A 17,276-nucleotide genomic window follows, 5' to 3' on the forward strand; every position below is an offset into this window, starting at 1 on the left:
CCGTCATGCCTGATCTCCTGATCGAACTTTTTTCTGAGGAAATTCCCGCGCGTATGCAGGCGCGGGCCGCTGAAGATTTGAAAAAGAAAGTGACGGATGGTCTGGTCGAGGCCGGTTTGACCTATGCCCATGCGCGGGCCTACTCCACGCCGCGCCGCCTGACACTCGCGCTGGAAGGCCTGCTGGCCGAAAGCCCGACCGTTAATGAAGAGCGCAAAGGCCCCAAAGTTGGCGCGCCTGACAAAGCCATTGAAGGCTTTTTGCGTGGCGCAGGTGTGGCGCGCGAAGATCTGGAAGAGCGTGAGACTCCGAAAGGTGCGGTCTACTTTGCCACCATCACCAAGCCCGGCCGTCCGGCGGCAGAGATCGTGGCTGAGGTGCTCGAAGACACCATTCGCAATTTCCCCTGGCCCAAATCCATGCGCTGGGGCGCAGGCAGCCTGCGTTGGGTGCGCCCGCTGCATTCGATCCTGTGCATTCTGTCCGCAGAGGACGGCCACAGCATTGTGCCGCTCGACATCGACGGGATCACCTCCGGTGACACCACCGAAGGCCACCGCTTCATGGGCGAGGGCCGTTTTGCCGTGACCAGCTTTGAGGACTATGAGGTCAAGCTCAAGCGCAGCAAAGTGGTGCTGAACGCCGAAGAGCGCGCCGAAACCATCTGGAACGACGCCACCAACATGGCCTTTGCCCAAGGTCTCGAAGTGGTGGAAGACAAAGGCCTTCTGGCCGAAGTTGCCGGTCTGGTTGAATGGCCGGTTGTGCTGATGGGCGACATCGCAGAGGATTTCCTCGGCCTGCCACCGGAAGTGCTGCAGACCTCGATGAAAGAGCATCAGAAGTTCTTCTCGGTGAAGAACCCTAAGACGGGCCGCATTGAGAAATTTGTGACCGTTGCCAACCGTGCGACCAAAGATGATGGTGCGACTATTTTGGCGGGCAATCAGAAGGTGCTGTTCGCGCGCCTGAGCGATGCGAAATTCTTCTGGGAAAACGACGTGCGCACGGTTCAGGACCAAGGCTTTGAGCCTTGGGTGGAGAAGCTCGATAATGTGACCTTCCACGCACAGATCGGCAGCCAAGGCGCGCGTGTGATGCGCATTGCGCATTTGGCCTCCGTGCTGGCACCATCGGTCAATGCCGACCCGATGTTGGCACAGATGGCAGCGCAGGCCTGTAAGGCGGATCTGAGCTCTGAGATGGTCTATGAATTCCCTGAACTTCAGGGGCTTATGGGGCGCTATTATGCGCAGGCTGCTGAGCTTCCCGTCGAAGTGGGGCAGGCCAGTGAAGAACATTATTCCCCACTTGGCCCATCTGACGATGTGCCAAGCGCGCCGGTCTCTGTGGCTGTGGCCATGGCCGACAAGCTCGATACTTTGTCAGGTTTCTGGGCGATCGACGAAAAGCCTACGGGATCGAAAGATCCCTACGCGCTGCGCCGGGCCGCGCTTGGTGTGATCCGCTTGGTTTTGGAAAACGGTTTGCGGATCAATCTGTTGGAGACCACAGCAACGGCTGTCGCCGCTCTGCTGAAAGTCGATGAATGGGATGCAGCCGCTCAAGATGCAGAAGGAGATGACGCAAAGCATATGGCAATGCAGGCTGCGCAGGCGCGTGGTATCGTTGAAGCTGCGCCGGGCGACTTGTTGAGCTTTTTCCATGACCGCCTCAAGGTTTACTTGCGTGACCAAGGCATCCGTCATGATGTGATTGACGCCTGTATCGCGATGCCAGGCAACGATGATCTCGCATTGCTTGTGGCACGGGCACGCGCGTTGCAGGACTTCATGTCCACCGAAGATGGCGAAAACCTCTTGCAGGGGTTCAAGCGGGCCAACAACATTCTGAGCCAAGCCGAAGAAAAAGACGGTGTAGAGTACTCTTATGGCGCGGATGTGAAATTTGCCGAAGATGACAGCGAAAAAACGCTGTTTGCGGTTCTTGATCAGGCGGAAGGCGCGATCTCTTCGGCCATCGAGGCCGAAGATTTCGCCTCGGCCATGGGCACCATGGCCTCGCTGCGCGCTCCAATTGACGCTTTCTTTGAAGCGGTGCAGGTCAACAGCGACAACGACGTTGTGCGTCGTAATCGCCTCAACCTGCTGTCACGCATCCGGACGATTTGTCTGCAGGCTGCAGATTTGACGCGCGTTGAAGGCTAAGACGTAGTACTACGGTGCCATGGGGCGCGGGGCAGCTAAGGCTTGCCTCGCGCCTCATGCGCTTTATGCTGCCCCGGCAAAGTAAAGGTGCCGCAGTGCAGCAGAATGATCCGCATATCACCCTGATAACCCCAACCGCGCCGATGTCGCCCGCAACGCATGGTGGCCGGGCCAAGTGCTTGCAGCGCCTTGTCCGCTTGGAATTGCCCGTCCCTGTGACGGTTGCATTGTCCTTTGATGCGGTGCATGGGCTGGCCGCCGGAGATTGGCTCGACATGGAGCAGATGCTGACACCTTTTGGGGAAGATCAGCTGTTGTGCGTGCGTCCAAGTTCGGAAGACCCTGATTGGGGCGGCCCCGGTGCGATTTTGAATATTGGCATGAATGACGTGCAGTTGGCGCGGTTAAGCGCAGAGATTGGTGCCGAAGCTGCCAGCAAACTCTATTTGAAGTTCATTCAGTCTTATTCGACGCATGTTGCGCGTCTGGATCCTGATATTTTTGATGATCTGGACACAAAAGATGCTGATGCGGTGTCGGACTTCTTAGAGGCCTACGAAAGTGAGGCGGAAGAACCCTTCCCACAGTCGCGCAGCGAACAATTGATTGGCGTTTTGCGCTCTATGGCGCGTGCTTGGGAGGGCACGACGGCGAGGTTGCTTCGCCAAGCCAAAGGGGCGCCTGCGGATGCTGGACTGGGACTTGTTATTCAGGCGATGGCTCTGGGCGTGGGGCACGGAGAAAGCGGCAGTGGTGTTTTGCAGTTGGTTGATGGAGGCACGGGTGTCCCTCAGATCACCGGCCGATACATGAGCCAGAGCCAGGGCCGCGATGCGCTCAAGTCTGGAGCGGCGGCCATGTTTTTGCAAAACGATGCAAGAGGGCCATCGCTTGAGGAAAAACTGCCAGACGCCTTCGCAAAGCTGACAGAGCATGCAGCGTTGATGCGTGCGAAGTTGCGTGAGGAAATGCAGTGTGAGTTCACGCTTGAAAACGGTGAAATCCGCATTCTGGATGGTGTACGCGTTCAGCGCAGTGCGCGCGCAGCCGTGCGCATTGCTGTTGCATTGGCAGAAGATAAGATCATTTCCCGTGAAGAGGCCGTGATGCGGGTTGAGCCCCGTGCGCTCAATGAATTGTTGCACCGGCAGGTGGATAGCACTGCTGAGAGAGATGTGATCGGGACTGGTATTGCGGCAAGCCCGGGGGCGGCCACCGGGAAAATCGTATTTACCGCTGCAGAGGCCCAGGCCTGCGACGCACGGGGAGAAGCCTGTATTCTGGTGCGCCGGGAGACAAACCCGGAAGATATTCGTGGTATGCATGCTGCGGTTGCCGCTTTGACTGAGCGTGGCGGGATGACCAGCCATGCTGCGGTTATCGGTCGTGGGCTGGGTTTGCCTTGCGTGGTTGGCGCAACGTCCATGCGCTTTCAGGTCAACAAACGCCGTATCGTTGCGCCGGATGGGCGTGTGTTTCACGAAGGAGATGTGATCACGGTGGATGGCACCAATGGTCAGGTGCTTGCAGGACAGCCGAAGATGATGGAGGCCGCGCTAGACGATGCGTTTCAGGTGCTGATGTCATGGGCGGATGAGAGCCGCGATATTGGCGTGCGCGCCAATGCGGATACATCGGCGGATGCGCGGACTGCTTTGACGTTTCAGGCGGAAGGCATAGGTTTGTGCCGCACGGAACATATGTTCTTTGAAGCGGACCAGCTGATCGCGATGCGTGAGGTGATTTTTGCCAATGCGCCTGCCGATCGCAGTGTGGCTCTTCAGGCGCTTCTTCCCATGCAGCGTGACATGTTCGTCGATCTCTTTGAGATTATGCAGGGACGTCCCGTTTGCATTCGGTTGTTTGATCCGCCACTTCACGAATTTTTGCCAACAGACCGAGCGGGTCTTCGAGATTTGGCCGAGTCGCTGAATCTCCCATTGTCTGATGTGACGCGGCGGGTGCAGGCGCTGGGGGAATATAACCCAATGCTGGGTCTGCGCGGCGTGCGTTTGGGCATCACGGTCCCGGAAATACTCGATATGCAGGCGCGTGCCATTTTCGAGGCTACACTGGATGCCAGCAAGACCTCTGATCCGGTGGTGCCGGAAATTATGATCCCATTGGTATCAGCCAAGAGAGAAGTCGAACTGGTAAAGACACGGATTGACGCGGTGGCCGCCGCGGTGCGCACAGAGCGAGGTCGTGACTTTGACTACCGGCTTGGCGTCATGGTGGAGACACCTAGGGCTGCTTTGAGGGCGGAGGATATCGCCCCTCATTGTTCGTTTTTTAGCTTTGGTACCAATGATCTGACCCAGATGACATACGGCTTGTCACGAGATGACGCCGGTCGCTTCATGAGTACTTATGTCCAGCAAGGTGTCTTTCCTGAAGATCCGTTCCATACTTTGGATCAAGAGGGCGTAGGAGAGCTGTTGCGTGTCGGGGCTGAGCGAGGACGTAGTGCGCAGCCCAAGCTGACACTCTCGGTTTGTGGTGAGCATGGCGGCAGCCCCGAATCGATTGCCTTCTGTCGGGAGATTGGACTCGATTATGTCTCTTGTTCACCATTTCGCGTGCCTGTTGCCAGATTGGCTGCCGCACAGTTAGCTATTCGCGACAAAATCCAATAAAATAAGGAATATTTCTTGACTTGTGTGGAGCGTTTGTCACAGCGAAAGGGGTGTGACATGTGCGTTGGTGGACGACTCGTTAAATTTTCGTTAAGAATGCCGCGTTTGAAAGCTGTCGGGTCATAGTTTCCCCAAAGAGGTCACATCATGCGTAGTGTTTTTGTATCCGTTTTTGCGGCGGTCGTTTGCGCGAGCGCAAGTTTCGCTGAGACAACGCCTGCGACATCCAAGCAGGAGACCAAACCGCGACAGTTGGTGCTGTTTGACGGAAAAACTTTGCGCGACATTTTCACCACCAAGAAAGAAGACAAGCCAACAGAGATCGCCTATAGCCGCGCTTTCATTGATAGCTTGCCGAAGGTGACTGAGGAGCAGCGCACGGCAGAATGGCAGTGCCTGTCTGAGGCCCTTTATTTCGAAGCGCGGGGCGAAAGCGTCAAAGGCCAGTTTGCTGTGGCGGAAGTGATTTTGAACCGCAAGGATCATTCATCGTTTCCACAAAGCGTCTGTGGCGTGATCAATCAAGGCACGGCCAGTGGGCGCAAGTACCAGTGCCAGTTCACGTATAACTGCGACGGTATTAGTGACAAGATCCGTGAAAAGACCGCCTATGAGCGTGTTGGCAAGGTGGCGCATCTCGTTTTGGATGGGGCTCCTAAGACGCTGACTGATGGCGCGACACATTATCATACCAAAGCTGTGAGCCCGCGCTGGTCGCGGACATTTGAGCGGACGGCGACAATCGGGGTGCATCATTTCTACCGGATGACCACCCGTCTTTCCCGCAACTGAGGCTCCCATTTATTCGGTTTAGGCGTCAAATATGACGTCTTTGCGCTATGGTGAAAGGCTCTGCTGGCTGATAAAGGCGGCGAAATCAGAATCTAGTCACCAGACTTAAGCGCTTGGAAGCCAAAATGAGCAATGAAATTCGGTTGGCCTTTGCACATCCTTCGGAACGTGCCGAGGCCACATCCTCCAGTGATCCTTTGGACCGCATTTCATTGCGTGATCACATCGTTGAAGTTGAAATTGGTGCGTTTCAGGCAGAACGTGGCACGACGCAGCGGATTTGCTTCAATGTGGTGGTTGAGGTGCTCCCGATCACGGTGTCTGTCGAAGACGATGTGGATCGTATTCTATCGTATGACAAGGTCACAGAAGCCATTGCCTTTGAGCTCGCAGCGGAGCGTCTGAATCTTTTGGAGACATTGGCCGCCCGTGTGGCAGATCGGGTTTTGCTGGAGCCTCAGGCGCAGCGCGTTTTTGTGCGCATTGAGAAACTGGATCGGGGGCCGGGGGCTCTGGGGGTTGAGATTGTGCGCAGCCGTGTGACCAATCTGGCGCCAGTTGAGGAGCTGCAGGACGAAGAGCCGCCACAGCCACGCGTGGTTTTCCTCTCCAATGAGGCCCAGAAATCTCCGCACCTTGGGATCTGGATCGATCAATTATTGGCGAAGGGCCAGCCGTTGATCTTCTGTGTGGATGCCCCGGAAGAGACGGTTTTGAGAACCGGCCATGCTATGACGCAGCGCCGTGTGGATCTTTTGGCGATTGAGCAAAATGCCTGGCTTTTGGCCGCGCGTGATGCCCGCTGTGTGGTGGTGGATACACGCACTGAGCTGGAATGGGCTATGAAAAATGGGCAAACCTGCGTCTGGGCCCCGTCCAAGATTGTTTTGGATGCTGTTGACGGACCTTCTGCGGCACCCAGCGAAACACTCGATCTGGCGCTTTGGTTTGCGCAGGAAATGCACGCGCTTGAGGTGTTGGCTTTCACAGCGGCGACTTCTGTTGATGCCCTGAGAGGGGATGTCCCTCTGCGGGTTATGCCTCTCAGCTGCGCGGATCTGTAAACGCTTGCTTTTTGGAGCCGTTTTGCGCATTCAGCGGCCATGACAGTTTACTATCGCGCTCTTCCGCAGACCGATGCGGCACGCCCCGACGATGCATACGTTCTGGCAGGGGGATGGTGTTGGTTTTCACATGTTGAATGTCTTCAGCGTGGCAAGCCTGCCAAAGTGGTGGCTGCAAGCACGCTTCCGCCAGAGGTGTTGGAGCGTATCACATCGTCGCGCGGGGCCGTGGTTGGTCTTGCGATGTCGCGCCCAAACATCATGGGCATTTTGAATGTTACGCCGGATAGTTTTTCAGACGGCGGTTCATTCGAGGGCGTGCAGGCCGCATTGGCGCATGCGGGCGCGATGGTGGAGACCGGTGCAGACATAATCGATGTTGGTGGTGAATCCACGCGTCCCGGAGCCGAGTTTGTACCCGAAGATGTGGAGATTACGCGCACTGCGCCTGCGATAAAGGCGATCTCCGAAACTCTGAATGTTCCCATGAGCATTGACACTCGAAAGTCGCAAGTTGCGCGCGAGGCTTTGGATGCGGGTGCTGGGCTGGTCAATGACGTGTCGGGCTTTACATTTGACGCGGAACTGGCGCCGATGGCTGTTCAGCGGAATGTGCCTGTCTGTGTGATGCATGCACAGGGCGATCCGGCCACGATGCAGACCGATCCGCGCTACGATAACGTACTGTTGGATGTGTATGACTTTCTTGAAACACAAGTTGAGTATCTTGAAAGCCTAGGTTTGCCGCGGGATCAGATCGTGGTGGACCCGGGTATTGGATTTGGCAAGACGCAGGCGCACAACCTTGCGCTGTTCGCTCGTTTGAGCCTGTTTCACAGCTTGGGGTGTCCGGTTTTGTTAGGAGCCTCACGGAAGAAGTTCATTGGCACGATCGGCAATGCTCCGCTTGCGCAGGATCGGGCGCCGGGCTCCCTTGCTGTTGCCCTTGAAGCTGTGGCGCAGGGCGCGCAAATTGTGCGTGTTCATGATGTGGCGGAGACCCGTCAGGCAATAAATCTGTGGCAAGCAGTGACGACAGGAGTGACCGATGACGCGTAAATTCTTTGGAACCGATGGTGTGCGTGGCACGGCCAACACCTATCCGATGACCGCAGAGATGGCATTGCGCATTGGTGCCGCTGTCGGCCGGTATTTTCGCAACGATGGCACCAATCAGCATCGCGTTGTCATCGGAAAAGACACGCGCTTGTCCGGCTATATGTTTGAAAATGCTTTGACCGCTGGACTGACGTCGACGGGAATGAACGTCTTTTTGTTGGGACCAGTGCCAACACCGGCAGTGGGTTTGTTGACCACATCCATGCGTGCTGATTTGGGCGTGATGATCTCTGCCAGCCATAACCCGGCCGAAGACAATGGCATCAAGTTCTTCGGACCAGATGGCTTCAAGCTTTCCGATGACGCGGAAATGGAAATTGAAAAGCTCATTGAGGCCGGGGTTGAGCCCGCTCAGGCTCAGAATATTGGGCGCGCACAACGCATTGACGATGGGCGGTTCCGCTACATTGAACGGGTCAAAAGCTCCTTGCCGCGTGACCTGCCTCTGCGGGGGGTAAAGGTTGTGATAGATTGCGCCAATGGCGCAGCCTATCGCGCGGCACCCGAGGCACTTTGGGAGCTGGGTGCAGATGTTATTGCCGTTGGTGTGGTGCCAAATGGGTATAACATCAACCAAAACTGCGGTTCGACCAGCACGCGCACAGCGCAGGAAGCTGTCGTGGCACATGGCGCAGACGTTGGCATCTGTCTGGATGGTGATGCGGACCGGGTGATGATCATTGATGAAAATGGCCACGTGGCAGATGGTGATCAGATCATGGGACTTCTGGCATCGCGTTGGGCGCAAAACGGCCAATTGAAAGGTGGTGCGCTGGTGTCGACCGTGATGTCTAATCTTGGGCTTGAGCGATATCTGGGCGCACAGGGCCTGCGGCTTGAGCGCACGGCGGTTGGCGATAGATATGTTGTGGAAGCTATGCGGCGCGGTGGCTTCAATCTTGGTGGCGAACAATCCGGCCATATTGTCATGACGGATTATGCCACCACCGGTGACGGGTTGATGGCCGGTTTGCAGTTCCTGGCAGCAATGGTGCAAAGCGGCAAGCCTGCCAGCGCATTGGCAAATGTCTTTGAGACTGTGCCTCAGCTTTTGAAAAACGTGCGTTATAGCGCAGGGCAGGCGCCTTTGGAGGCTGAAAGCGTGAAGGCGGCCATTGCCCATGCGGAGCGTAGTCTTGCCGGTCAAGGGCGTCTTTTGATCCGTAAATCAGGTACAGAGCCGTTGGTAAGGGTCATGGCAGAGAGCGAAGACGCGGTTTTGTTGGAAAAAGCTGTGGACAGCGTTGTAGAGGCGGTGCAGGCAGCGGTGGCCGGACCAGCGGCCTGATCCCCTGGCCAGTTATGTTCACACAGCTCAGCCTTGTTGTGTGAACAGTCGCCGCAGCGCGCCGTATTGGCTCAAGCCAACACCAGATAGAATCAACAATGCAGCCCAGATCAGTGAACCGGGCACAGGTTCTCCCATCAACGTGACGCCGAACACAACAGACCACAAAGGCACTTGATAGTTGGTCAGGCTCATGAATACGGGCCCCGCTGTGCGTATGACAAGGATCCGCAGAAGCCCGGCTGCCGCTGTTGGGATCAGACCTAATGCGGCAACGATCGCCACACCTTCTGGTGCAGGCATTGGTGGTATGCCTGCTTTGATCAGTGCCAATGGCACGACGAGTATTGCACCAAACATAAGAGTCGCTGCAGATAACCCAATGGGATCAATTGGTGGCAGACGGCGCATCAGAATGGATGACACGGCATAGCAGGATGCTGCGGTAAGGCAGGCCAGTTGGCCGAGGCTTTCCAGTGCTGCGCCGCTGCTGGCAAAAGCTGCGGGGCCGATAAGAAGTAAAACACCAGCAAAACCAATGAGAAAGCCAAAGGTGCGCCGCAAGGTCATCCGTTCACCGGGCACAAAAAAATGAGCGAGCGGCAGAACAATCAGCGCCACCGCAGCCATTGAAACGCCGGTAAATGCGGAGCTTACATGTTGCTGTGCCCAAGCAAGAAACATGAAGGGAATGGCTGCGCTGAGCATGGATACCCAGATCAGTCGCGGCCAGTCGGTTATCTGCGTGGTGAACATGCCACCGCCACGCAGGCGCCAAATAAAGGCGGTGATCAGGGCTGCGAAGCTGATCCTACCTGCCGCAACCCAGATTGGTGCCATATGGTCGAGTGCGAGTTTTTGCACCATAAACGTGCCGCCCCAGACCAAGCCAAGTGTGCCGACCATCAGCCAGCTGCCAGCGGTGATTTCTGGATCACGTGTCATGGTGCCGATAACCAGAGCGCCGAGGTGAGCGTGGCAAAAAGGGCGGCATTGCCCAAAGTGACGAGAATGCCGGCAATCTTCCAACCTGTCGGTGTCTCGACATTGGGTTGGGCGCGCGCAACGGCCACTGAAAGAACCAGCTGATACGCGGTCAGCAGCGCTGTGAGTGATCCGGGTAGTATCGAGGGGAGCGGAAGCACCAGCATAACAGCGAGAATTGGCTGATGAAACAATGCGGTGCCATAGTTGCCAACCCAGAAGGTCTCTCCGGCTGGACGCTGTCCTTTGAGTAGAGCGGCGAGCCACTGGGGGGTGAACAGTGATGGGGTATCCGGATCAGACATATGCGCTCCTACAGGTTGTTTGGACCATGATCCCTGATGCCGGGAAGGTCAAACAGGTGCCCCGGTGGGCAAATGAAAAACGCCCCACATAATCTGTGGGGCGTCCAGTGTTTCAAGGGCGAAAGAAAGATCAGTTCTTCTCTTTGTCGACCATTTTGCCCGCGGAGATCCAAGGCATCATGCCGCGCAGTTTTGCGCCGGTCTCTTCGATCATGTGCTCGTCGTTTGCACGACGGGACGCTTTGATGGTCGGCTGACCAACCGCGTTTTCCAGCATGAAGTCGCGCACGAATTTGCCCTGCTGGATGTCTTCCAGAACCGCTTTCATGCGCGCTTTGGTTTCGTCGTACTTCAGGATACGTGGGCCGGTGACGTACTGGCCGTATTCTGCGGTGTTGGAGATGGAGTAGTCCATGTTCGCGATGCCGCCTTCGTAGATCAGGTCCACGATCAGCTTCACTTCGTGCAGACACTCAAAGTACGCCATTTCAGGCGCATAGCCTGCTTCCACCAGAGTTTCAAAACCACAGCGGATCAGCTCTACCAGACCGCCGCAGAGAACAGCTTGTTCGCCGAACAGGTCGGTTTCGCATTCTTCGCGGAAGTTGGTTTCGATGATGCCGGAGCGGCCGCCACCGATGGCGGAGCAGTAGGACAGGCCGATTTCCAGCGCTTTGCCGGTTGCGTCGGTGTCAACAGCCACGAGGCAAGGCACGCCGCCGCCTTTGGTGTATTCGCCACGCACGGTGTGGCCTGGGCCTTTAGGTGCCATCATGATCACGTCCACGCCTTCTTTTGGCTCAATCAGGCCAAAGTGCACGTTCAGACCGTGGGCGAAGGCAATTGCGGAGCCCGGCTTGATGTTGTCGTGTACGTATTTTTTGTAGGTTTCTGCCTGAAGTTCATCGGGCATGGTGAACATGATCACGTCACACCAAGCGGCGGCCTCGGCAATGCCCATCACCTGCAGGCCTTCGCCTTCGGCTTTCTTCGCAGAAGGGGAGCCTTCGCGCAGCGCCACAACCACGTTCTTCGCGCCGGAATCACGCAGGTTCAGCGCGTGTGCGTGGCCTTGGGAACCGTAGCCCAGGATAGCCACTTTCATGTCTTTGATCAGGTTGATGTCGCAATCGCGATCGTAATAAACGCGCATGATGAACGCTCCTCTGTTTGATGTTGCGGCTACAATAGGCATTCCTTTGCGGAAAGAGAGTGTTGTGGGGGGTGAAAATTGGGTCTAATTCGAAGTTTCTATTCTTTATTGGATGATTTATCGTAGATTTCATGCTTGATGATCTCGATAGGCGCATACTGCGCCACCTTCAGGGCAATCCGAGTCAGTCCCTGCCGGAACTGGCTGACCGTCTCGGTCTCACCACCTCCCGCCTGTCGCGTAAAATCGACAAGCTGCGCGAAGGGGGCATTCTGCGCGGCCAGCGCGCGGTGATTGACTGGCAGGCCCTTGGCTATGCGGTGGAGGTCAGCCTGCGGGTGACGCTTGATAAGACCCAATCTCGTGCCTTTGACGATTTTCTGGAAGCCGCGCGTGATATTCCTGAAGTCATTGAAATACAGACCTTTCTGGGGCAGGTGGATGTACGCCTGTCGGTGATCGCCAAAGATATGACCCATTATCAGGAAATCTACCGCCGCCGCATCCTGACGCTGCCCCATATCGCAGATATTGAGGCGCTCATGCATGTGGCGCGGATTAAATCTGATGAGAGCCTGCCGATATGATGGATCTGGATGATATTGACCGCGCGCTGCTAAAGGCGCTGGCGGAGGATGCCACACAGAATGCTGGCGCGCTTGGGCGTCGATTTCGCATGTCACAGCCTGCAACTTGGCGTCGAATCAAGCGCTTACAGGACAGCGGTGCGATTTCGGGCCGCAAACTGGATCTGGATCGTGAGAAGCTCGGTTTTGGGGTGACCGTTTTTCTTGGCATCAAACTGGCCACCAAGGGACGGGTCAGCCTCGAAGATTTTGAACGCGCCGTGACGGCAATTCCTGAGGTGCAGACCGTTGAACATGTGCTGGGCATGTATGACTATCGCCTGCGTGTCACTGCGCGGGATATCTCTGATTTTGAACGGGTTTTGCGCCGCCGGATCATGACATTGCCCGGCGTTGGCAATGTGGAGGCCAATGTTTTGCTCAGCGAAGAGCGGCGACCTGGGCCTTTGTAAGTCAGAGAAGAAACTGTTTCCTGTGCATGCGGCTTTGATTTTGCATGGTTGCGGGCTAAACGCGACTGAGCAGAGATAGGAGAGTGCAGATGGCACATGACGTCGATCCCGGTGGTCTGAGCGAGTTTTCCGTTGTCTTTACGGACCGGTCTTTGAATCATATGTCCAAGAAATTTCAAAAGGTTATGCGTGATATATCCGACCTTCTCAAAGAGGTTTATCATGCGGATGCTGTGGCGCTGGTACCGGGTGGCGGCACCTATGGGATGGAGGCGGTTGCGCGTCAGTTTGCTTCTGGCCAAAAGACCCTTGTGGTGCGCAATGGCTGGTTCTCTTACCGGTGGAGCCAGATTTTTGAGGTTGGTGGCTTTGCCGCTGAGAGCACAGTGATGGTGGCCCGGCAGGCGGGAAATGAAGCCACTGCGCCCTTTGCGCCAGCCCCAATCGAAGAGGTTGTGGCGAAAATTCATGAGGAAAAACCGCAGGTTGTCTTCGCACCTCATGTGGAAACCAGCGCCGGTGTGATTTTGCCGGATGCCTATATCGCCGCCATGGCCAGTGCCGCCCATGAGGTTGGTGCGCTGATGGTGCTGGATTGTATCGCCTCTGGCTGTGTCTGGGTGGACATGAAGGCTCTGGGGGTTGATGTGCTGTGCTCTGCGCCACAGAAAGGGTGGAGCGCGTCGCCTTCCGCAGGCTTGGTGATGATGTCAGATAAGGCGCTGGAAAGATTGCAGAATACGCAATCCGACAGCTTTGCGCTCGATTTGAAGAAGTGGCGTGACATCATGGTGGCTTATGAAAACGGTGGCCATGCCTATCACGCGACCATGCCGACAGATGCGTTGTGCGCATTCCGTGACACCATGGTGGAAACCCGCGACTACGGTTTTGACAAGCTGCGCGATGCACAGTGGGCGTTGGGCGATGCGGTGCGTAATCTTTTGAAAAGAAAGGGCATTACGTCGGTTGCTGCCGAAGGGTTCGGGGCGCCCGGGGTTGTGGTGAGCTATACATCTGATCCCGCCATTCAGAATGGCAGCAAGTTTGCAGCGGAAGGGATGCAGATTGCCGCCGGTGTGCCGCTGGCCTGCGATGAGCCAAAGGGCTTCATGACCTTCCGTCTTGGGCTTTTTGGTCTTGATAAACTCTACGATGTTGAGGGCACTGTTGCGCGTCTGGAGGGGGTGTTGGAGCGTGCGTTAACCTAAAAACGGGGTATATGCATTGCGTCTGTATCCCGTCGGTAACGCAGCGGTGCCATTTTCACCCGACAAAACCGGGTTAACCTCGGCTTTTCACTCTATGGCTGCGGCGTGCGGCTGGCGTTGCCATATCGGATGGCATTCTCGGGGCAGTCGTGTCGCGAGATGATTCAGGCCAAACGCGAAACACTTTAGCAGATGAGGTATGACCGTTGCGGATTTGAGCGGTGGGGCCGGGGCTTTGCCCCGGCCGAGCCCAACCCTGCCAGCGTGCCGCAAGGCGCGCGCAGCAGGGGCGGGAGCATGTGCCGCATTTGCGGCGCGCGTCGCGGGGGTGTTGCCGCGCGACACCTGTAATTTTACCGAACGCCGAGGCCCATCTGCATCAGTGTTTTGCGTACTGGGGCCATGGAATAGAGCGCGTTGAGCCCCATGGCGCGGACATCGCGCAGGGGCTGTGCTGTGGCCATGCTGGCGCGGTTGAGCATGTCGATGCCCTGCACCCTGAGTTTGACCTCAGCAAAGCGCTTGCGGTGGTATTGCTCCAGCATCCGAGCATCACCAAGGCTGCCTGGATCCGCTTTTGCCAGTTCCAGCAGCATGCGCATGTCCCCAAGGCTCATGTTGAGCCCTTGTGCCCCGATCGGGGGCACCACATGGGCGGCTTCTGCCACCAAGGCCAGCCGCTGGCCATAAAGACGCTCCGCAGATTGGGAAATGATTGGCCAGATCGTGCGGTTGGAGGCCAGCGTCAATGGGCCATAAAGCGCACAGCTGCGTTCGGTCATTTCCGCCTCAAAGCTGGCGCTGTCCATCTCAAACAGCTCTTGGGCGCGCGGGCCCCGTTCCATCCAGACCAGCGCCGAAGAGGGCAGGCCCTCATGGTCTGGCAGCGGCACCAATGTGAAAGGACCGCCGGAGCGGTGAATTTCGGTGGAGACATTGCCATGCGGGATGGGGTGTGTGACCGCCAGAGCCAGCGCCTTTTGGCCGTAGCGCAGGGTTTTGATACCAATGCCTGCGGCGGTGCGCATGGGCGAGTTGCGCCCATCCGCAGCAATCACCAGTCTGGCGCGGGTCTGTGTGCCATCGCTGAGCCCCACGCGGGCTTCCTGCGTGCGGGTGAAGAGCGTGGTTGTGCCACAGCCCAGTCGCAGGTCCACATTGGGCAGCTCTTGCAGACGGGCGATTATTTCGCGGCGCAGCAGCCAGTTGGGCAGGTTCCAGCCAAAGGGCTGTTCGGAAATGTCTGAGGCGTTGAAGTCTTTGACGATGCGCGGCTCTGCAATCTCGCCACCCGCATCCACGATGCGCATGATCTGTAACGGCGCGGCATGGGGCTCAAGACGCGCCCAGAGACCGGCCTCCTCCAAAAGCTGGCGGGCCGGTTGCAGAAAGGCTGTGGTGCGCATGTCGGCACCGGCGGCATCCCGCTCGGTGACCGGCGGTGTCGGATCCACGCATTGCACGGAAAATCCGGCTGTCGCAAAGGCGGCAGCGGCGGTCAGCCCGGCGATGCCGCCGCCGGAAATCAGGATGTCCACTTGGGTTGTCTCAGTCATGGCTTGTGCCTCCTGCTTGGCAGTTTACGCCTGTGGCTGAGGGGTTCCAAGAGGAAGGATTGTCACCCTCTGGAGATCACCACCAGAGCAAGGAATACCACGGGCACAAGGGCCACGGCAGGCATGTAGAGGCCGGGAATGCCAAACATGGCCACAGAGGTTGCCCAGAGCGCGGCAATCAGCGCAATGGCGCTCCAGACCGTGATCACTTCTTTACGTGAGGGCAGGTCATCATGGTGGGCATCGGTGTCTACGGCGGAAGATGTGAAATCAGTCGCGTCTGCAAGGCTCATGAAAGCGTCCTAGAAAATGTGCCAGAGATTCTGGCTTGGAGGAGGAAGAGGCAAGCGCTATGCCCCATGTTGCGCCCCAGCTGTGGTGCTGGGCACGTCAGAAGTGGCAGAGCGCCGCATGGCAGAGCGGTGTCTGTGAGCTGTCCTGTCGCAGGGCCTAAATATGCAAAGTGCGCGCATGTTTAAGCTGGGCAGAGTGTCGCATCCCGTGCCTGCGCAAAGAGGTGCTCAATCGCGCAGTTTGGACAGGAAAGTCGGCAGGTCGTCGGTGTGGAAATGGATGTGATCTGCATCATGCGGATCAGGGGCCACATGTACGGTGCGCATGCCCATCTCATGAGGGGCCTGCAGATTGCGGGGATCATCCTCAAACATCGCTGCGGTCTCTGTGTTGACGCCATCTTGGGCAAAGATGGTTTCAAAAGCGGCGCGTTCGGGCTTGGGCAGGAAATTTGCGTGTTCCACACCATAGATCGCGTCAAACGCGCCTTCCAGTCCACGCGCGGCCAGCACCCGTTCGGCATAGGGCGCGGTGCCGTTGGTATAGACAATGCGGCGCCCCGGCAGGCTTTTGATATGGCTGGCCAGAAGGCCGTCTGCTTCCAGATGGTCAAGCGAAATGTCATGCACGTCTTTGAGGTAAGGTGCGGGATCAAGGTCATGTTCACGCATCAGCCCGGTGAGCGTGGTGCCATAGCGCGCCCAGTAGTCCTGGCGCAGGTGATCGGCCTGTGGGCGATCCACCCCCAGTGCGGTCATCACATAGTTGGTCATGCGTACTTCGATCTGATCAAAGAGGCGTGCCTGTGGCGGATAAAGCGTGTTGTCGAGATCAAACACCCAGGTGGTGATATGTGAGAAAGACTGTTTTGGCATGCTCTTGTGATACGTGTGAATGCCGCATTGCGCAATGCAATGCGCCGCTTGTGGGGTTGCATCGGGGGCTGGGCGGCGTAGTCTGGCCGGCAACGCAAAACAGGGAAGTTGCACGATGGCGCAGAACACTCGCCCGAACAAAGATGCCTATACGCTGATTTTGGAGGCGATTGACGTTGGGGTGTACAAGCCCGGAGATCGGCTTGTGGAGAGCGATCTGGCCGAGAAATTCGGCATGTCGCGCACGCCTATTCGTGAGGCATTGCAACGCCTGGAGACACAGTCGCTGCTGGCGCGCGACGGGCGCAGCCTGATTGTGAACTCGCTGGATCACAATCAGATGGCAGAGCTTTATGTGGTGCGCAGTGAGCTGGAAGGGCTGGCCGCGCGTTTGGCCGCCCGCCATGCGACCGCAGAAGAGGTGCGGGTGTTGCAGGATATGGTGCTTGCGGATGCGGATCTGGTGGACGATCCTTCTGCGCTGGCGCGTTCCAACCGGCGGTTTCACAAGCAGATTCATCTGGCGAGCCACAATCGCTATCTGGTGCAGCAGTTGGATCTTGTGCACCGCTCCATGGCGCTTATGGCAACCACCTCCATTGCGGTGGAGGGACGTGGTGAGGACACATTGGTGGAGCATCAGGCCATTGTAGATGCGATCACCGCGCGGAATGAAGACGGGGCCGATGAGGCGCTGCGCAAGCATATTTCCACGGCCTTTGTGACCCGGTTGAAGCAGGAAAACGAAGGCTGATCAGCGCGGTTGCGCGACAGGCGGGGCCGTTTCTTGGG

General features: G+C 57.2%; 16 protein-coding genes. 10 read left to right on the top strand and 6 right to left on the bottom strand.

Going from position 1 to position 17,276, the window contains the following annotated elements; all coding sequences use genetic code 11:
* Positions 1-5 precede the first annotated feature (5 nt).
* The 6 genes from glyS to glmM all read left to right on the top strand — a co-directional run bounded on the left by glyS (position 6) and on the right by glmM (position 9,067).
* Complete coding sequence (glyS, locus tag SHM7688_RS09775; protein ID WP_058239759.1) at positions 6-2,168, top strand: glycine--tRNA ligase subunit beta; 2,163 nt, start codon at positions 6-8, stop codon at positions 2,166-2,168.
* Between the two features lie 65 nt (positions 2,169-2,233).
* Positions 2,234-4,804, top strand: a complete 2,571-nt coding sequence (locus SHM7688_RS09780) for a putative PEP-binding protein (RefSeq protein ID WP_058239845.1) — start codon at positions 2,234-2,236, stop codon at positions 4,802-4,804.
* A gap of 147 nt (positions 4,805-4,951) precedes the next feature.
* Entirely contained in the window at positions 4,952-5,596 is a 645-nt protein-coding gene (locus SHM7688_RS09785; protein ID WP_058239760.1) for a cell wall hydrolase, read from the top strand.
* A 125-nt stretch (positions 5,597-5,721) separates the two neighbouring features.
* On the top strand, positions 5,722-6,660 hold the full coding sequence (locus tag SHM7688_RS09790) for a dihydroneopterin aldolase (RefSeq protein ID WP_058239846.1): 939 nt from the start codon (positions 5,722-5,724) through the stop codon (positions 6,658-6,660).
* A gap of 39 nt (positions 6,661-6,699) precedes the next feature.
* Positions 6,700-7,719: a dihydropteroate synthase gene (gene folP, locus SHM7688_RS09795; protein WP_058239761.1), complete on the top strand. Its 1,020-nt coding sequence runs from the start codon at positions 6,700-6,702 to the stop codon at positions 7,717-7,719.
* Positions 7,709-9,067, top strand: coding sequence for a phosphoglucosamine mutase (gene glmM, locus SHM7688_RS09800; RefSeq protein WP_058239762.1), 1,359 nt, complete (start codon positions 7,709-7,711; stop codon positions 9,065-9,067). The genes folP and glmM overlap by 11 nt, the downstream gene beginning before the upstream one ends.
* Before the next feature lie 27 nt (positions 9,068-9,094).
* Here glmM and SHM7688_RS09805 read toward each other — a convergent pair whose 3' ends face one another.
* The 3 genes from SHM7688_RS09805 to ilvC all read right to left on the bottom strand — a co-directional run bounded on the left by SHM7688_RS09805 (position 9,095) and on the right by ilvC (position 11,509).
* Entirely contained in the window at positions 9,095-10,012 is a 918-nt protein-coding gene (locus tag SHM7688_RS09805) for a DMT family transporter (protein ID WP_058239763.1), read from the bottom strand.
* Positions 10,009-10,356: a hypothetical protein gene (locus SHM7688_RS09810; RefSeq protein ID WP_058239764.1), complete on the bottom strand. Its 348-nt coding sequence runs from the start codon at positions 10,354-10,356 to the stop codon at positions 10,009-10,011. The genes SHM7688_RS09805 and SHM7688_RS09810 overlap by 4 nt, the downstream gene beginning before the upstream one ends.
* A gap of 130 nt (positions 10,357-10,486) precedes the next feature.
* Entirely contained in the window at positions 10,487-11,509 is a 1,023-nt protein-coding gene (gene ilvC, locus SHM7688_RS09815) for a ketol-acid reductoisomerase (RefSeq protein WP_058239765.1), read from the bottom strand.
* A gap of 131 nt (positions 11,510-11,640) precedes the next feature.
* Between ilvC and SHM7688_RS09820 the strand changes: the two genes are divergently transcribed.
* From SHM7688_RS09820 to SHM7688_RS09830, 3 genes are all read left to right on the top strand, one after another.
* Positions 11,641-12,096 carry an Lrp/AsnC family transcriptional regulator gene (locus SHM7688_RS09820; RefSeq protein WP_058239766.1) on the top strand — a complete coding sequence of 152 codons (456 nt, stop codon included), beginning with the start codon at positions 11,641-11,643 and terminating at the stop codon, positions 12,094-12,096.
* The gene (locus tag SHM7688_RS09825; protein WP_058239767.1) at positions 12,093-12,548 is read left to right on the top strand and encodes an Lrp/AsnC family transcriptional regulator; all 456 of its coding nucleotides are present in this window, start codon (positions 12,093-12,095) and stop codon (positions 12,546-12,548) included. Before SHM7688_RS09820 ends, SHM7688_RS09825 begins: the two co-directional genes overlap by 4 nt.
* A gap of 89 nt (positions 12,549-12,637) precedes the next feature.
* Complete coding sequence (locus tag SHM7688_RS09830; protein WP_058239768.1) at positions 12,638-13,759, top strand: aminotransferase class V-fold PLP-dependent enzyme; 1,122 nt, start codon at positions 12,638-12,640, stop codon at positions 13,757-13,759.
* A 353-nt stretch (positions 13,760-14,112) separates the two neighbouring features.
* On the opposite strand, the gene SHM7688_RS09835 is transcribed toward SHM7688_RS09830, so the two are convergent.
* The 3 genes from SHM7688_RS09835 to SHM7688_RS09845 all read right to left on the bottom strand — a co-directional run bounded on the left by SHM7688_RS09835 (position 14,113) and on the right by SHM7688_RS09845 (position 16,484).
* Positions 14,113-15,315, bottom strand: coding sequence for a UbiH/UbiF family hydroxylase (locus tag SHM7688_RS09835; protein WP_058239769.1), 1,203 nt, complete (start codon positions 15,313-15,315; stop codon positions 14,113-14,115).
* Positions 15,316-15,377: 62 nt separating this feature from the next.
* Positions 15,378-15,608 (bottom strand): hypothetical protein, encoded by a 231-nt coding sequence (locus tag SHM7688_RS09840; RefSeq protein ID WP_058239770.1) that lies wholly within the window; start codon positions 15,606-15,608, stop codon positions 15,378-15,380.
* Positions 15,609-15,836: 228 nt separating this feature from the next.
* Entirely contained in the window at positions 15,837-16,484 is a 648-nt protein-coding gene (locus SHM7688_RS09845; RefSeq protein ID WP_058239771.1) for a pyrimidine 5'-nucleotidase, read from the bottom strand.
* 115 nt (positions 16,485-16,599) lie between these two features.
* Here SHM7688_RS09845 and SHM7688_RS09850 point away from each other — a divergent pair, with 115 nt between their 5' ends.
* Positions 16,600-17,238 carry a GntR family transcriptional regulator gene (locus SHM7688_RS09850; RefSeq protein WP_058239772.1) on the top strand — a complete coding sequence of 213 codons (639 nt, stop codon included), beginning with the start codon at positions 16,600-16,602 and terminating at the stop codon, positions 17,236-17,238.
* Positions 17,239-17,276: the final 38 nt, after the last annotated feature.

Origin of the sequence: Shimia marina (genome assembly GCF_001458175.1) — a bacterium.
Lineage (GTDB): Bacteria > Pseudomonadota > Alphaproteobacteria > Rhodobacterales > Rhodobacteraceae > Shimia > Shimia marina.

What these genes read in the sequence shown, in the direction of transcription:
- glmM (WP_058239762.1), top strand. Translation starts at nt 7,709, where the DNA reads ATGACGCGTAAATTCTTTGGAACCGATGGTGTGCGTGGCACGGCCAAC.
- ilvC (WP_058239765.1), bottom strand. Translation starts at nt 11,509, where the DNA reads ATGCGCGTTTATTACGATCGCGATTGCGACATCAACCTGATCAAAGAC.
- SHM7688_RS09810 (WP_058239764.1), bottom strand. Translation starts at nt 10,356, where the DNA reads ATGTCTGATCCGGATACCCCATCACTGTTCACCCCCCAGTGGCTCGCC.
- glyS (WP_058239759.1), top strand. Translation starts at nt 6, where the DNA reads ATGCCTGATCTCCTGATCGAACTTTTTTCTGAGGAAATTCCCGCGCGT.
- SHM7688_RS09850 (WP_058239772.1), top strand. Translation starts at nt 16,600, where the DNA reads ATGGCGCAGAACACTCGCCCGAACAAAGATGCCTATACGCTGATTTTG.
- folP (WP_058239761.1), top strand. Translation starts at nt 6,700, where the DNA reads ATGACAGTTTACTATCGCGCTCTTCCGCAGACCGATGCGGCACGCCCC.
- SHM7688_RS09830 (WP_058239768.1), top strand. Translation starts at nt 12,638, where the DNA reads ATGGCACATGACGTCGATCCCGGTGGTCTGAGCGAGTTTTCCGTTGTC.
- SHM7688_RS09835 (WP_058239769.1), bottom strand. Translation starts at nt 15,315, where the DNA reads ATGACTGAGACAACCCAAGTGGACATCCTGATTTCCGGCGGCGGCATC.
- SHM7688_RS09780 (WP_058239845.1), top strand. Translation starts at nt 2,234, where the DNA reads ATGCTGCCCCGGCAAAGTAAAGGTGCCGCAGTGCAGCAGAATGATCCG.
- SHM7688_RS09785 (WP_058239760.1), top strand. Translation starts at nt 4,952, where the DNA reads ATGCGTAGTGTTTTTGTATCCGTTTTTGCGGCGGTCGTTTGCGCGAGC.
- SHM7688_RS09805 (WP_058239763.1), bottom strand. Translation starts at nt 10,012, where the DNA reads ATGACACGTGATCCAGAAATCACCGCTGGCAGCTGGCTGATGGTCGGC.
- SHM7688_RS09845 (WP_058239771.1), bottom strand. Translation starts at nt 16,484, where the DNA reads ATGCCAAAACAGTCTTTCTCACATATCACCACCTGGGTGTTTGATCTC.
- SHM7688_RS09825 (WP_058239767.1), top strand. Translation starts at nt 12,093, where the DNA reads ATGATGGATCTGGATGATATTGACCGCGCGCTGCTAAAGGCGCTGGCG.
- SHM7688_RS09840 (WP_058239770.1), bottom strand. Translation starts at nt 15,608, where the DNA reads ATGAGCCTTGCAGACGCGACTGATTTCACATCTTCCGCCGTAGACACC.
- SHM7688_RS09790 (WP_058239846.1), top strand. Translation starts at nt 5,722, where the DNA reads ATGAGCAATGAAATTCGGTTGGCCTTTGCACATCCTTCGGAACGTGCC.
- SHM7688_RS09820 (WP_058239766.1), top strand. Translation starts at nt 11,641, where the DNA reads ATGCTTGATGATCTCGATAGGCGCATACTGCGCCACCTTCAGGGCAAT.